Source organism: Streptomyces sp. NBC_01465, assembly GCF_036227325.1.
GTDB lineage: Bacteria > Actinomycetota > Actinomycetes > Streptomycetales > Streptomycetaceae > Streptomyces.
Genome location: NZ_CP109467.1, coordinates 5,604,362 through 5,619,413, shown reverse-complemented (window position 1 = coordinate 5,619,413; position 15,052 = coordinate 5,604,362). Strand labels below are relative to the sequence as shown.

12 protein-coding genes are annotated in these 15,052 nt (G+C 71.3%); 3 read left to right on the top strand and 9 right to left on the bottom strand.

Annotated elements, in window-relative coordinates; translation table 11 throughout:
* Positions 1 to 6 precede the first annotated feature (6 nt).
* Together OG707_RS26505 and OG707_RS26500 are read right to left on the bottom strand one after the other, a co-directional pair.
* Positions 7 to 1,590, bottom strand: coding sequence for a TerD family protein (locus OG707_RS26505; RefSeq protein WP_329122521.1), 1,584 nt, complete (start codon positions 1,588 to 1,590; stop codon positions 7 to 9).
* A 118-nt stretch (positions 1,591 to 1,708) separates the two neighbouring features.
* Complete coding sequence (locus tag OG707_RS26500; protein WP_329122519.1) at positions 1,709 to 2,305, bottom strand: M48 metallopeptidase family protein; 597 nt, start codon at positions 2,303 to 2,305, stop codon at positions 1,709 to 1,711.
* Between the two features lie 199 nt (positions 2,306 to 2,504).
* Between OG707_RS26500 and OG707_RS26495 the strand changes: the two genes are divergently transcribed.
* Both OG707_RS26495 and OG707_RS26490 read left to right on the top strand, forming a co-directional pair.
* Positions 2,505 to 3,641: a ThiF family adenylyltransferase gene (locus OG707_RS26495; protein WP_329122517.1), complete on the top strand. Its 1,137-nt coding sequence runs from the start codon at positions 2,505 to 2,507 to the stop codon at positions 3,639 to 3,641.
* A 41-nt stretch (positions 3,642 to 3,682) separates the two neighbouring features.
* Positions 3,683 to 5,056: an ABC1 kinase family protein gene (locus tag OG707_RS26490; RefSeq protein ID WP_329122515.1), complete on the top strand. Its 1,374-nt coding sequence runs from the start codon at positions 3,683 to 3,685 to the stop codon at positions 5,054 to 5,056.
* A 55-nt stretch (positions 5,057 to 5,111) separates the two neighbouring features.
* Here OG707_RS26490 and OG707_RS26485 read toward each other — a convergent pair whose 3' ends face one another.
* The 4 genes from OG707_RS26485 to OG707_RS26470 all read right to left on the bottom strand — a co-directional run bounded on the left by OG707_RS26485 (position 5,112) and on the right by OG707_RS26470 (position 8,690).
* Entirely contained in the window at positions 5,112 to 5,441 is a 330-nt protein-coding gene (locus OG707_RS26485) for a hypothetical protein (protein ID WP_329122513.1), read from the bottom strand.
* A complete protein-coding gene (locus OG707_RS26480) occupies positions 5,438 to 5,794 on the bottom strand; it encodes a WhiB family transcriptional regulator (protein WP_329127982.1) in 357 nt (118 codons plus the stop codon). Before OG707_RS26480 ends, OG707_RS26485 begins: the two co-directional genes overlap by 4 nt.
* A gap of 176 nt (positions 5,795 to 5,970) precedes the next feature.
* Positions 5,971 to 6,288: a hypothetical protein gene (locus OG707_RS26475; RefSeq protein WP_329122511.1), complete on the bottom strand. Its 318-nt coding sequence runs from the start codon at positions 6,286 to 6,288 to the stop codon at positions 5,971 to 5,973.
* Positions 6,289 to 6,461: 173 nt separating this feature from the next.
* Positions 6,462 to 8,690 carry an ATP-dependent DNA helicase UvrD2 gene (locus tag OG707_RS26470; RefSeq protein ID WP_329122509.1) on the bottom strand — a complete coding sequence of 743 codons (2,229 nt, stop codon included), beginning with the start codon at positions 8,688 to 8,690 and terminating at the stop codon, positions 6,462 to 6,464.
* 173 nt (positions 8,691 to 8,863) lie between these two features.
* Here OG707_RS26470 and OG707_RS26465 point away from each other — a divergent pair, with 173 nt between their 5' ends.
* Entirely contained in the window at positions 8,864 to 9,118 is a 255-nt protein-coding gene (locus OG707_RS26465; protein ID WP_329122506.1) for a glutaredoxin domain-containing protein, read from the top strand.
* Between the two features lie 53 nt (positions 9,119 to 9,171).
* On the opposite strand, the gene nudC is transcribed toward OG707_RS26465, so the two are convergent.
* The 3 genes from nudC to OG707_RS26450 are packed head-to-tail and all read right to left on the bottom strand — an operon-like array spanning position 9,172 to position 14,998.
* Entirely contained in the window at positions 9,172 to 10,122 is a 951-nt protein-coding gene (gene nudC, locus OG707_RS26460) for an NAD(+) diphosphatase (protein ID WP_329122504.1), read from the bottom strand.
* Between the two features lie 39 nt (positions 10,123 to 10,161).
* Positions 10,162 to 11,556 (bottom strand): dipeptidase, encoded by a 1,395-nt coding sequence (locus tag OG707_RS26455; protein WP_329122502.1) that lies wholly within the window; start codon positions 11,554 to 11,556, stop codon positions 10,162 to 10,164.
* Positions 11,557 to 11,566: 10 nt separating this feature from the next.
* Positions 11,567 to 14,998 (bottom strand): ATP-dependent DNA helicase, encoded by a 3,432-nt coding sequence (locus OG707_RS26450; protein WP_329122500.1) that lies wholly within the window; start codon positions 14,996 to 14,998, stop codon positions 11,567 to 11,569.
* Positions 14,999 to 15,052: the final 54 nt, after the last annotated feature.

Genomic DNA, 15,052 nt, shown 5'->3' with positions numbered 1-15,052 from the left:
GCTCCCTCAGACCTCGTAGGGCTGGACGACGATGAAGTTGCCGGGTGCGCCCCGGAACTGGAGGTTCACGGTCTCGCCGCTGTGTCCGGGATAGGAGTTGCGGCGCAGCCTGACCTGGCTGGAGACGATCACCTGGGACGCCGCCGACCAGGCCACGACGGCGTTGCAGTCGGCGAAGGTGGTCGGGGTGACGGGGAGGACGACCGGGGTGCCGTGGGTCTTGACGACCACGGTTCCCGTGCCCTGGAAGAGCATCGTGAACAGGGCGCCGCCCGGGATGCCGTGGCCCTCGATCCTGCGGACCTCGTGCTGCAGGGTCTCGTCGAAGGCGAGGACGTTCTCGGCGGAGACGCAGATGCCGTCGCCCTGGAGCTCGATGGTGTGCAGATGGGCGCTGTTCTCGGCGAAGAAGATCTGCCCCTGGCCCGTGCAGCGCATCAGCTGCATCTCCTGGCCGGTGGCGTTGCCGACGATGCGTCCCGCGAAACCGGCACCCTTGTAGCCGAAGTCGACCTTGCCCTGGTACATCACCATGCTGCCCTGGCGGGCGAGGACGGGGGTCGCGTCGGCGCTGAGGTCGGCGCGCATCAGGTAGTGGTTCTGCGCGGTCCAGCGCTGGCCGGTGGGCGCCTCGCGATACTTCTGCAGGGCGACCTGGAGACCTCCGCCGGGCTGGCCCTGTCCCTGGGGTGCGGGTTGTCCGTACGGTGCGGGCTGGCCGTAGGGCGCGGGTGCCTGGCCCGGGACCTGGCCGAACTGCGGCTGCTGCGGAGGCTGCTGCCCGTACGGGGCCGGAGCCGGAGCAGGCGGCGGGACCGGGCTGCCCTGCGCCGGCATCGGCGGCATCGGCGCGGCGATGGTCGGCGCGGCGTGCACGGGCGGCGGGCTGTACGGAGCGGGCGCCGGAGGCTGGGGGGCCTGCGGCGGGGCGCCGAACGACGGGGCCGGCTGCGGGGCCTGGGGCTGCTGCTGCGGCGGGGCGGCGGGCGCGCCGAACGCGGGGGGCGGGCCTGCGGGTGCTCCGAAGGCCGGTGCGGCCTGGGGCTGCGCGGCCGGTTCCTCCTCGGCGACCTCGCCGCCGAAGTTCTTCAGCAGCGCGTCGAGACCGCCGTCGAAGCCCTGGCCGACCGCGGCGAAGCGCCACACGTCCTTGAGGTAGAAATCGCCCAGCATGACCGCGCGCTCGGTGGTGAACTCCGCGCCCGTGAACGCGTACCGTACGACCTCCTCACCGCCCGCGACGATCCGGATGTAACCGGGTCCGACCTGCGACATCTGTCCCGCACCGTCGAGAGTCGCGGTGAAGGAGAGCTTGTGGATGTTCGCCGGAATCCGGTCGAGGGTGACGCGGAACGACTCGGTGTCGCCGGACTGCGCACCGAGGAGCTGAACCGACTCCTCCGGCGATTTCGGCTGGTTGAAGAAGATGAAATACCGGTCGTCGGAGAGCTGCTCATGGGCGTCGAGGCCGAAACAGCTGATGTCGAAGGTCAGTCCGGGACCGGCGATCTGCACGCCTACGTACAGATCCGTCCCCGCTGTGAGGTCACTGATCTTGGCCTTGTGGCCGCGCTGGAATTCCCTGGCCATGCGTAACGACCGTCCCCCATCCGGATGGTGATTGCGTCGCGCCAGGCTAACGGCAAAACCTGAGATCCGGACAAGTGGGGGCGGACCCGGTACAGGCCCGGTACACAATCACGCAGCGTTACTCGCCGCGCGCTGCCGGGAGGTGCGGCAGCCGGTCGGCCGCGACGACCCCTTCGAGGTAGCCCCGGGCACGCTCGGTGCGCGGATAGGCCTCGAGCAGGCGCCAGAAGCGCGGGCCGTGGCCGGGCACCAGGAGGTGGGCCAGCTCGTGGACGAGGACGTAGTCGACGACGTACTCCGGCATGCCCTGCAGCCGGTGCGAGAGTCTGATCGATCCCTCGGCGGGGGTGCAGGAGCCCCAGCGGGTGTTCTGATTGGTCACCCATCGCACCGAATCGGGCCGGGCGCGGCCTTCGAAATACTGGGCGGACAACCGCTCGGCGCGCTCGGTCAGTTCTTCGTCGCCGAGAATGCGCTTGCTCTCCTGGGCGGCGAGTTTGTCCAGCATCACGCCCACCCAGCGCTGCTCCTCCGCCTCCGACATCCGGGCCGGGATGAGCACGATGGTGCGGTCGCCCTCCCGGTACGCCGACACCGTTCTGCTGCGCCGGGCTGATCGGCGGACCTCGACCGCGCTCGTCGCCGAGCCGCGGGGCGGCTGGCTTTTCGCGCTGCGCGGTGGACTTCCGGCGGTGTGCAGTGGGTCGACGGGCACGCCCCGACGTTACCCGCTGTCAGTGGGGGAAGTCCCGCCTCCGGGGCGGTTGGAACGTGATCCATTCCGTGCGTGCACCATTTGAACGACTAATACCCCACGCCTGTGGATAACTTTCCGCACCCCTCGCCCGCCTCCTGCATTCTGATCAAACGGGTCCGACGGGGGATTCGAAGGAGACGGAACGGGGGCGGTCCGCGTGCATCCGATGGTGAAGCCGGCGCTGCGGCGCGCATGGCGGGAGCGGGACCGGGTGCAGTTCGGAGTGACACCCGCGCACGCGGTGGTTCTCGGTCCTGTGGACCCGGCGACGGGCTGCCTTCTCGCCCTGCTGGACGGCACCCGCGGTCTGGAGCTGCTGCGCGAGGAGGGCCGGAAGCTGGACCTGCCGGACGGCCATGTCGACGCGCTGGTGGCCGAGTTGGAGAAGGCCGGGGTGCTGGACGATCCGGCCGGGCACGGCTCGGCGGTCGACGCGCTGCGGAAAAGGGACGGGGCCCTCGACCGGCTGCGCCCCGATCTGGCGTCCCTCTCCACCGTCCACCCGGAACCCGGCGGCGCACTGGAGCGGCTGGCGGCGCGCCGGTCGATGCGGGTGCAGGTGCGGGGCGCGGGCAGGGTCGGCGCGGCGGTCGCCGCGGTGCTCTCCGCCTCCGGGGTCGGGCGCGTGGACGTACTGGACGGGGGGTGTACGGAGCCGTGGGACGTGGCCCCCGGCGGACTGCCGGAAGAAGCCGTCGGCGAGCGGCGGGATGTCGCAGCCCGGCGACTGGTGCGGCGTGTCGCGACCGGCGCGCCGCCGCGCGCGGGAGGCGAGGCCGGGCTGTCCCTGGTGATCGTCGCCCCGCGGGACGGCTTCGATGCCTATGTGCCGGATCCGGGTGCGGCAGCGGAGTGGATCGCGACGGGGACACCCCATCTGTACGCGGGGGTGGTCGAGGGGACCGGTGTGGTGGGGCCGCTGGTGCTGCCGGGCGGGTCGGCGTGTGCGGGGTGTCTGGCGCTGCGGCGGGCGGACCGTGATCCGGGGTGGCCGCGGATGGTGGCGCAGTGGCGGTCGGGCCGGCGCTCCACGGCGGTGGCGTGCGATCTGGGTCTGGCGACGGCGGTGGCGGGACTGGCCGCGGCGCATGCGTTGTCGTACCTCGACGGAGGGCTGCCCACGGCGACGGGGACGCGGTGGGAGGCGTCGCTCCCGCTCCTCGACTGGCGTGCGGCACGGATTCCGCCGCATGCGGAATGCGGGTGCGGCGCAGCTGGGAACAGCGCTGGTGGGAAGACTGGAGGGGAGCGGGCCTCGGGGGTTGGGGCACAGCACGCCACAATGGCCGGGTAACCGCCGTACGCACCACGGCAGTCTGGGAACTGGAGGGGCGCATGTCTGATCTTCCCCGGAAGGCGGTCACTCGTACTGCCAAGCTGGCCGCCCTTCCCTTGGGTTTCGCCGGTCGTGCCACCTGGGGCCTGGGCAAGCGGATCGGAGGGAAGTCCGCGGAGATCGTGGCGCGTGAGCTTCAGCAGCGCACCGCGGAGCAGCTGTTCAAGGTTCTGGGTGAGCTGAAGGGCGGTGCGATGAAGTTCGGCCAGGCTCTCTCCGTCTTCGAGTCCGCACTTCCCGAGGAGGTCGCGGGACCCTACCGGGCGGCGCTGACCAAGCTGCAGGAGGCGGCTCCGCCGATGCCGACCCGCACGGTCCACTCCGTACTGGAGGAGCGGCTCGGCGAGGAGTGGCGGGAGTTGTTCCTGGAGTTCGAGGACAAGCCGTCGGCGGCGGCGTCGATCGGCCAGGTGCACCGGGCGGTGTGGCACGACGGGCGCGAGGTCGCGGTGAAGGTGCAGTACCCGGGGGCGGGTGCGGCGCTGCTCTCGGACCTCAATCAACTGGCCCGGTTCGCCCGGCTGCTGGGCCCGCTCATCCCGGGCATGGACATCAAGCCGCTCATCTCCGAACTGCGCGACCGGGTGTCGGAGGAGCTGGACTACGCGCTGGAGGCGCAGTCCCAGCGGGACCATGCGGCGGAGTTCGCGGGGGATCCCGACGTGATGGTGCCGGATGTGGTGCACCAGGTCGACCAGGTGCTGGTGACGGAGTGGATCGACGGGATACCGCTGGCCGAGATCATCACGGACGGTACGGAGGAACAGCGCGACAGGGCCGGGCAGTTGCTCGCCGGGTTCCTCTTCTCGGGGCCCGCGCGCACGGGACTGCTGCACGCCGATCCGCACCCGGGGAACTTCCGTCTGCTGCCACCGCCGGAGAGCGAGGGTGACGGTGCGGAGGAGGGTGGCTGGCGGCTCGGGGTGCTGGACTTCGGGACGGTGGACCGGCTGCCGGGAGGGTGGCCGGCCACGATCGGGGAATCGTTGCGGATGACGCTCGAGGGCAACGCCGAGGCGGTGTACGAACTGCTCCGTGAGGAGGGGTTCGTCAAGGAGTCCATAGACCTCGACCCGGACGCAGTTCTGGACTATCTGCTGCCGATCATCGAGCCGGCGCAGGCGGAGGAGTTCACCTTCAGCCGTGGCTGGATACGCGCGCAGGCCGCCAGGATCGCCGATCCCCGCTCCCCCGCGCACCAGTTGGGCAAGCAGCTGAATCTCCCGCCGAGTTATCTGCTGATCCACCGGGTGACGCTGAGCACCATCGGGGTGCTCTGCCAGCTGGGTGCGACGGTGCGGCTGCGCGACGAGTTGGAGACCTGGCTGCCGGGGTTCCTGCTGGAGGAAGAGGAAGAGGCGGCGGAGGCGTGAACGCGCCGTGGGGCCGGCCCTTTCGGACCGGCCCCACGGGAGGTGTGTCTCTCTCTTACTGCATGACGGCCATGGCCAGCGCGCGGCGGGCGCGCTGGGAGACGCGCTCGGCGCGCCGCTGCATGCGCCGGGCGGCGACCAGGCGCAGGGCCTGGCGTTCCGCCTCGGCTTCACGCATGCGTTCGTGCATATGCGCACGAGCCATGGCTTCTGGGATGAGTTGCATTTCGCGGGTCCTGTTCTGACGCGACGCGGTGGCGCCGATGGTGGTGACGACGGGGGTTGCGGAGCCGGACGGCTCGTTGGTGGAGGTGCTCATCGGGTCCTGCTTCTGGGGTTCGTGCGTGCTGGGTCGGTCGATGGTTCCGGGGCCGGTGAGGTTCATGCCGCGACCGGGTTCTTGCGCGGACGGCCACGCGGACGCTTGCGGGCGACGACAACACCCTGGACGAAGAGCTCGCCACCCCAGACACCCCAGGGCTCACGACGCTCCTTGGCACCGGCGAGGCAGGCCTCGACCAGCGGGCAGGTGCCGCAGAGCGACTTGGCGTACTCGACGTCGGCCGGGGTCTCGGCGAAGAAGACCTCGGGGTCGTACGAGCGGCAGGGGACGGGGACGCCGAGGTTCTCGATGGCGTCGTCGAGAGCGGTGAGCGAGGTGAGCGGAGTCAAGGTGGGGTCCTTCTGGGCGTCAGGGGGCGGGAGTGTCTGCGAGGGCGGGACGGACGGGGCGTGCACTGCCGTGTGCGCTGTGGTCTGCGCTTCGGTCTGCAGGGTGGTCTGCACGGTGGTTTCGTTCCTCGTCTGGTTGTTCCGGTCTGTTTGACCGGAGGTTGCTGGTGGCCCAGAACAAACAAAAGGGCCGCGGATCCCGGGTGGGGTTCCGCGGCCCTGAAGGCGCCTGCCTGACTGCATCAGGCTGGATCACTCCAGGGTTCGAGCCCGCGGAAGGCCCACATCTTGTGGTGCTGCGTCATCTGCTGCTGCGTCGTGCTTCCGAATCCGGCACCGGTTGCCGCAAACGCATAGGCCTTGGCCTGTGCCTTCGCTACTGCTGCTTCCGGTGCCTGGGTCGGTCGCTCATTACGCTCCCGGACGGGGAGGCTCGCGAGGGCGACAGGGCTGACGGCAGAGATGCCGGACAGACCGGTGCCACGGAGCGAAGAGCCGAGCGGGCAGGTGGCGACGACCGAGGAATCGGTCATTTTGATGAAGTCGATGATGATTGCCACTGGTCTCGCCTCCTCTCGGCGTCTCGAGGACCTCGGCCCGGAGGCCTGGTCCCATACGTATGGGTGATAAGTACAGCACGGAGTCAGGGCTTCAGAGAAGACGCTGTTCCCGTGATGAAGAACCTATGGGGGTTCCTGGGGCGTGCGCAAACTATTTTCTCGACGAGTTTTCCTCAGTCGTCCTCGGAGCTTTCTCCAAGCTCCTGACCTGCGCAGATCGCCAGGACGTCCGATCCGAACCGGTCCAGCTTCCGGACACCGACTCCGGGGATGGTCGCCAGCTCGTTGTCGGTCGACGGAACGTTCTCTGCGATCGCCATCAGCGTTTTGTCCGTGAACACGCAGTATCCGGGCTGTCCCAGCGCCTTCGCCTGGACCGCCCGCCAGTCGCGCAGCCGCTCGTAGAGACCCTCGTCCATGTCCGACGGGCAGTCCTCGCAGCGCATCAGTTTCATCTCGCCGCCGTCGGTCAGCGCCTTGCCGCAGACCCGGCAGCGGACAGGGCCGCGGTTCTTGCGGCGCGGGGCCGCGCTCGTGGGCGTGTCCTGCCCGAAGGCCGTGGAGCCGCCCCGTTCGATGCCTCCGGCGCCGCCCGCGCTGCGGGCGCCCGATGCCACGGTGCCCGGGCGCAATCCGGTCAGGAAGCGGCTGGGACGGCGCGACGCACGGCCGCCGGGGGCGCGGGCCAGCGACCAGGAGAGCGTGAGGTGCAGTCGGGCGCGGGTGACGCCGACGTAGAGCAGTCGGCGCTCCTCCTCGATCTGCTCGTCGGTCTTGGCGTACGTGATCGGCATCATGCCCTCGGTCAGGCCGACCAGGAACACCGCGTCCCACTCCAGGCCCTTGGCCGCGTGCAGGGAGGCGAGGGTGACGCCCTGGACCGTCGGGGCGTGCTGGGCGGCGGCGCGCTCGTCGAGCTCGGCGACGAGGTGGGAGAGCGTCGAGCCGGGCTTTGCCTTGCCGAAGTCTTCCGCGAGGCGGACCAGGGCGGCCAGGGACTCCCAGCGGTCGCGGACCGCGCCGGAGCCGGCCGGGGCCTTGGCCGTCCAGCCCTTGGTGCCGAGCACGGCCCGCACCTGTGACGCCAGGTCGTCGGCGTCGTCGAGGAGGGAGTCGTTGCCGCCGGCGCGGGCCGCGCCGCGCAGGGCGACGATCGCCTCGCGCACCTCGGGGCGCTCGAAGAAGCGCTCGGCCCCGCGCAGCTGGTAGGGCACCCCGGCGTCGGCCAGGGCCGTCTCGTACACCTGCGACTGGGCGTTGATGCGGTAGAGGACGGCGATCTCGGATGCGGGGGTGCCCGAGGCGATCAGGTCGCGGATGCGGCGGGCGGTGGACTCGGCCTCGGCGGGCTCGTCCCCGTACTCGACGTACGACGGGGCCGGGCCCGCCTCGCGCTGGGAGACCAGTTCCAGCCGGTGGTCGGCGGCCTTGCCGCGGGCCTGGGCGAGCAGTCCGTTGGCGAGGTGGACGACCTGGGGGGTGGAGCGGTAGTCGCGGATCAGCTTCACGACCGTCGCGCCCGCGTAGCGCGTGCGGAAGTTCAGGAGGTGGTCGGGGGTGGCGCCGGTGAACGAGTAGATCGTCTGGCTGGCGTCCCCGACCACGCAGAGGTTCTCGCGGTCGCCGAGCCACAGTTCGAGGAGCCGCTGCTGGAGCGGGCTGACGTCCTGGTACTCGTCGACCACGAAGTGCTGGTACTGGCTGCGGATCGTCGCGGCGATGTCGTGGCGGTCCTGCAGGATGCCGACCGTCAGGAGCAGGACGTCCTCGAAGTCGATGACTCCGCGGTCGCGCTTCAGTTGTTCGTACGTCCCGTAGATCTGGCTGATTTCCGCCGCTGCCCTGGGGGCGTCACGGGACGACTTGGCGACCGCCGCCGGGTAGTCGGCGGGGACGGTCTGGGTGACCTTCGCCCACTCGATCTCACTGGTGACATCGCGCAGTTCATTGCGGTCCAGGCGGATCCTGCAGCGTGCCGCCGCCTCGTTGACCAGCTGGACCTTGCGCTCAAGGAGCCGCGGCATCTCGCCGCCGACCGCCTTGGGCCAGAAGTACTGGAGCTGGCGCAGGGCCGCGGAGTGGAAGGTCCGCGCCTGGACGCCGCCCGCGCCGAGCTGGCGCAGCCGGCCGCGCATCTCGCCCGCCGCGCGGTTGGTGAAGGTGACGGCCAGCACCGTGCCGGGCTGCAGGATCCCCGCACGCACCCCGTAGGCGATGCGGTGGGTGATGGCGCGGGTTTTGCCCGTCCCCGCTCCCGCCAGGACGCACACAGGCCCGTGCAGGGCCAGGGCGACCTCGCGCTGCTCGGGGTCGAGCCCGTCGAGCACCGCGTCCGCCGAGTCCGGGACCTCGGGGACCTGGGGAGTCTGCGGGAAGAGCGGGGAGTGCGTTGCTGATGTCACCCCGCCATGCTGCCAGGTCGCCGGGGGCAGACGTGAAGCGTTGTCCACAGGGGGCCTGGTTAGTCGTACCAATGCCGTACCCGTGCGGGAATGGCGGCCTGGTCACGTACGTTCTACGCGGTGCGAACACGCGTCGGACGTGGGAGCAGAAGCAGCAGAGGAGCGCGAGACACATGCCGGGCACTGTGACGATGTACAGCACCACGTGGTGCGGCTACTGCCGTCGGCTGAAGGGCCAGATGGACCGCGAGGGCATCGCGTACAACGAGATCAACATCGAGCACGACGCAGACTCGGCCGCGTTCGTCGAGAAGGCGAACGGCGGGAACCAGACGGTTCCGACCCTGCTGATCGTCGGCGACTCCGGCGCGGAGTCCGTGATGACCAACCCGTCGCTGGCCCAGGTCAAGCAGGCGCTGAGCGCGTAAGCGGTTCCGCGCAGCGGGGCGGGCTCCGTACGGCGAGCCCGCCCGGCCGCGGCTCAGGCCAGAGGCTTGGGCAGCGGCTTTCCGTACCAGAGCTCCACCAGGCGGGCCGCGATCGAGATGCCCGAGGGCGGCAGGATCTCGCCGGTCTCGATGGCCGTCCGCAGGTCCTCGCGCGAGAACCAGCGCGCCTCGCTGATCTCCTCGCCGTCCACATTGATCTCGAAGGTCGTCGCCCGCGCCATGAAGCCGAGCATCAGCGACGAGGGGAACGGCCACGGCTGGCTGGCCACGTAGCTCACCTCGCCGATCGCCACGCCCGCCTCCTCGAAGACCTCGCGCGCCACCGACGCCTCGATCGACTCGCCCGGCTCGACGAAGCCCGCGAGCGTCGAGAAGCGCCCTTCCGGCCAGTGCACCTGGCGGCCCAGGAGTGCCCGGTCCTCGTCGTCCGTCACCAGCATGATCACGGCCGGGTCCGTACGCGGGTAGTGCTCGGCCCCGCACGCCTGGCAGCGGCGGATGTGACCGGCCGCGGCAATGACCGTGCGCTCGCCGCAGCGCGAGCAGAAGCGGTGCAGTCGCTGCCAGTTCTCCAGGGCCACCGCGTGGACGAGCAGGCCGGCGTCGCGCGGTGAGAGGAGGAGTCCCGCCTCGCGCAGGCCCGCCGGGCGCGCGGGCTGGTCCATGCGGCCGGGCAGCGCGTCCTTCTGCAGGGCGAAGTAGTGGATCCCCTCGGTGTCCGTGCCGAGGAAGTAGCGGTGCTCCTCGGTGAGCGGCGCCTCGAAGGACGGCGTCATGACGAGCTCGGTCACGCCCTCGGCGTTCTCGTCGATCAGGGCCTGCCCGCCGGAGACCACGAAGACCCGGGTGGAGGGGTGGCTCCAGGCCGCCATGAGCCAGGCCTCGTCGAGGCGGTGGTGCGCGGCGCGGTCGATACCGCTCGGTGCGGTCAGACCGATGGGCCGGTTCGGGTCTTCGGTGGTGATGTGGCTGCTGGTGCTCACTGGTGCTTCCAACTCCCCCTCATGGACGGACTGTTCGGTTCAGTGGAGCGCGGTGGCGAGGTCGCTCCAGAGGTGGGCGGTGGTCTCTACGCCCTTGAGGAGCAGGTCGATCTCGACCTTCTCGTTGGGTGCGTGCCAGCCGTCCGACGGTACGGAGATACCCAGGAAGAGCACGGGTGCACCGAGTACGTCCTGAAGATCGGCGGCGGGGCCGGAGCCGCCCTCGCGCGTGAAGCGGATCTTGGTGTCGAAGGCCTTGCCCATGGCCCGTACGACCGACTGGAGCGCCGGGTGGTCGAGCGGGGTCAGGCAGGGGCGGGTGCCCGCGCTGAAGGTGATCGTGTGGTCGATGCCGGCCGGGACCTGCGTCGCCGTCCAGTCCGTGACCAACTGCTCGATACGGGCCGGGTCCTGGCCCGCGACCAGCCGGAACGAGAGCTTCACCATCGCGGAGGACGGGACGATCGTCTTGCCGCCGGGGCCCTGGTAGCCGCCGCCGATGCCGTTGACCTCGGCGGTCGGGCGGGCCCAGATGCGCTCCAGGGTCGTGAGGCCCTTCTCGCCGTGCGGGGCGCGGGACTTGGCCGTACGCAGCCACTCGGCCTCGTCGAAGGGGAGCTCCGAGAAGAGCTCGCGCTCGCTGTCCGTGAGCTCCGCGATCCCGTCGTAGAAGCCGGGGATCGTGATGCGCTCGTCGGCGTCGTGGAGCGCTGCGACCAGGCGGGCCGCGGTGGTGGCGGGGTTGGGGACCGCGCCGCCGAAGGAGCCCGAGTGGATGTCCTGGTCGGGGCCCCGGAAGGTGATCTCGCACTCGGCGAGGCCGCGCATGCCCGTGCAGACGGTGGGCGTCGTCTCGGACCACATGCCGGTGTCGGAGACGATCACGGCGTCGGCGGCGAGGCGGTCGGCGTGCGCCTCGACCAGCTCGCGGAAGTGCGGGGAGCCGGACTCCTCCTCGCCCTCGATGAGGAGCTTGAGGTTCACGGCAGGGGTCGTGCGGCCGGTGGCGGCGAGGTGGGCGCGGACGCCGAGTGTGTGGAAGAACACCTGGCCCTTGTCGTCCGCGGCGCCCCTTCCGTACATCCGGCCGTCCTCGATCACCGGCTCGAAGGGGTCGGTGTGCCAGCCGTCCTCGACGGCGGCGGGCTGCACGTCGTGGTGTCCGTAGACCAGGACGGTGGGGGCGGCGGGGTCCTCGGAGGGCCACTCCGCGTAGACCGCGGGGGCGCCGGGCGTATCGAGGATTTCCGTGGTGGGGAAGCCGGTTTCCTTGAGCTTGGCGGCCAGCCAGTCGGCGCTGCGCCGTACGTCCGCGTCGTGGTCCGGCTGGGCGGAGACGGACGGGATGCGCAGCCAGTCGGCCAGGTCGTCGAGGAAGGCCGTGCGGTGCGCTTCGATGTACGTACGGACGGCACTGTCCGGGGTGTCGCTCATGCCATCGAGCCTAACCGGCCGGTGGGGGTGGCTCGTCCGGTGGTTCGTCCGGCGGCTCTCCCATGAGGATCCGCTCCAGCTCCTCGCGGCCCGGGAGGTGCGCGGGCCGGACGACCTCGCCGCTGCGTACGTAGAGGAACACGGCGTCCACCGAGGTGAGCGGGATCCTGTGGCGCTCCGCCCAGGCGAGGCGGTAGACCGCGAGCTGGAGGGGGTCCGCGGTGGGGGCGTGGTGGGTCTTCCAGTCGACGATCTCGTACGTGGCCGGGCCCGTGCGGTAGACCGCGTCGATGCGGCCCCGGACCACGCGGCCCGCGAGGGTGAGCTGGACGGGGGCCTCGATGCGGTACGGGGTGCGGTGGGCGTACGGGGTGCGCTCGAAGGCGTCCTTGAGGGTGGCCAGGTCGCGCTCGTCCTGGATCTCGGGCTCGTCGTCGTAACCGCCGGGGAGCTCGTCGGGGCCGAGCATCGGGAGGGGGAGCTCCTCGAAGCGGGCCTCGACCCAGGCGTGGAAACGGGTGCCCCGGCGGGCGCCGGGGGCGGGGGGCCTGGGCATGGGGCGGGCCAGCTCCTGGGCGAAGCCGTCGGGGTCGGCGGCGATGCGGAGGAGCTGGGAGGCGGAGAGGGCGGGCGGGACGGGGACGTCGACGGTGGTGCGGCGGGAGCGGCGGAGCTCTTCCGTGAGCGCGTCGAGGTCCCTGTCCCAGGAGGTGAGCGTCCTTGTCTCCTCGGGCGTGAGCGGGTCGGTGGGGGCGGGGTCGGTGGGGTGGGGGCGTGCGGCGGGGTCGGGCGCGGCCAGGGAGTGCTGCTCCGCAGCATCGGGGGCTCCGCCCCCGGACCTCCGCTCCTCAATCGCCGGAGGGGCTTGATTTTGCTCCGTCGCCCAGTCGTCCCAGTCCGAAAGGTCACCCTCCTCCGGATACGCCTCGACCGCGTGGACAGGTTCGGGCTCCTCCGGCCTCTCCAGGAACGCCAGCACCCGCTCCGCCGCCGCCCTCCTTCGCGCCGTCGCCGCCTCGTCCAGGGGCAGGGGCCACGCGTGGTCCTTCGCCGCCTCCTGCAGGGACGGGTTCTCCTCGTCCTCCTCCGGGGCCTCCGCCCATGCCTCGATCTCGCCGAAGCCCGAGCGGCAGTGCTCGTACAGCTCCAGCAGGAAGTCCGAGGGGCCGCGCGGCTTCTTCTGCGTCGGGCCCCACCAGTGCGCCGAGCCCAGCAGCAGCGAGCGCGGGCGGGTGAACGTGACGTAGCCCAGGCGCAGTTCCTCCGTGTGCTGGTGCGCCTTCATCGCCGCCTTGAACCCCGCGATCCCCTTCGCGTCCCACGCCCCGACGTCCGGCAGCGTCGCCGCGTCCCCGCGCAGGGCGTGCGGCAACACCTTCGGCTGGGCCGTCCAGGACTCGCGGCCCTGCTCGCTCGGGAACTGCTTCGCCACCAGGCCGGGGACCACCACCACGTCCCACTCAAGCCCCTTGGACTTGTGCGCGGTGAGGACCTTCACCGTGTTCTCGCCGCCGGGCAGCGCGTTGTCCAGGCCCTTCTCGTACTGCGCCGCCGTCCGCAGGAAGCCCAGGAACGCCAGCAGCGACGCCTCCCCGTCCAGCGACGCGAAGCCCGCCGCGATGTCCAGGAAGTTCGACAGGGTCTCGCGGCGGCGCGCCGCCAGCGCGTGCGGCGACGCCGACAGCTCGACCTCCAGGCCCGTCGTGGCCAGCACCCGGTGCAGTACGTCCATCAGCGGGTCCGCCAACGACCGCCGCAGATCGCGCAGTTCGGCCGCCAGTCGGGCGAAGCGCACCCTCGCCTCGACGGAGAACGGGAGGCCGTCGTCCTCGCCGCCCGAGTCGAGGAAGGTGTCCAGCGCGTCCGCCAGGGAGATCACCTCGGACGGGTCCACCCCCTCCACCGCGTCCGCGAGCCGCTGGTCCGGGTCGTCGTCGGCGCCCGTCTCGTACCGTACGAGCAGCCGCGCCCGACGCCCGAGGAGTGCCAGGTCGCGCGGCCCGATCCGCCAGCGCGGACCCGTCAGCAGCCGCACCAGCGAGGCGTTCGCGCCGGGGTCCTGCAGCACCTCGCAGTACGCGACCAGGTCCGCGATCTCCGGGAGGTGGAGCAGGCCCGACAGACCGACCACCTCCACCGGGACGTCCCGCGCGACCAACGCCCCCTGGATCTCCGCGAAGTCGCCCGCCGTACGGCACAGGACCGCGATCTCGCCCGGTTCCCTGCCCGTACGCACCAGATGCGCGATGGAGTCCGCGACCCAGTCGATCTCCTCCTCGTGCGTACGCAGCAGGGCGCAGCGCACCGTTCCGTCGCGCTCCGCGCCGGGCGCGGCCCGCAGCGCCTCCACCCCCGCGTGCATCGCCCGCAGCGGCTCCGCGAGGCCGTTGGCGAGGGCGAGGAGGCGGCCGCCGCTGCGGCGGTTCTCGCTGAGCGAGTAGCGCCTCGCGGGGGTTCCGTCGGCGTACGGGAAGTGGTCGGGGAAGTCGTCGAGGTTGGCCACGGAGGCACCGCGCCAGCCGTAGATCGCCTGGCAGGGGTCGCCCACCGCCGTCACCGCGTGCCCGCTGCCGCCCCCGAACAGGCCGGAGAGCAGCAGTCGTTGGGCCACGGACGTGTCCTGGTACTCGTCGAGGAGCACCACCCGGAACTCGTCCCGCAGGACCGTCCCCACCTGGGGCATCGTCCGCGCCAGCTCCGCCGAGAGCGCGATCTGGTCGCCGAAGTCGAGGAGGTCGCGGGCCCCTTTCGCCTTGCGGTAGCGCTCCACCAGGTCGAGGAGTTCCCGCCGGGCCTCGGCCGCCTCGGGCACCTTGCGGAGGTCGGCGTTGGAGAGCTTGGCGCCCTCCAGGATCTCCAGCAGTTCGGTGTCGTACGCCCGCAGCCGCGCCGGCTCCGCGAGATGTTCCGACAACTCGCCGTCCAGTGCGAGCAGATCGCTCACGAGCGAGGAGAAGGACCTGGTCAGCGCGGGATACGGGCCCGGCGCCTCCTTCAGTACGCGCGCCGCCAGCTGGTAGCGCGTGGCGTCCGCGAGCAGCCGGGAGGTCGGCTCGAGCCCTATCCGCAGCCCGTGATCGGTCAGCAGCTGGCCCGCGAAGGCGTGGTACGTGGAGATGCGGGGCTCGCCCGGAGGGTTGTCCGGGTCGATCACGTCCGGATCGGTCACCCCCGCCCGCACCAGCGCCTTCCGTACGCGCTCGGCCAGCTCCCCCGCGGCCTTGTTGGTGAAGGTCAGACCGAGGACCTGCTCGGGCGCCACCTGCCCGGTCCCCACGAGCCACACCACCCGCGCGGCCATCACCGTGGTCTTCCCCGACCCGGCCCCGGCCACCACGACCTGCGGGGCGGGCGGTGCGGTGATGCAGGCCGTCTGCTCCGGGGTGAACGGGATGCCGAGGAGCTCTTTGAGCTGCTCGGGGTCGGTGATACGTGCGGTCACCCCAGTGAGGCTAGCGGTGGCCACTGACAGCCGCGCCGCGACTGCCCGCGGCCA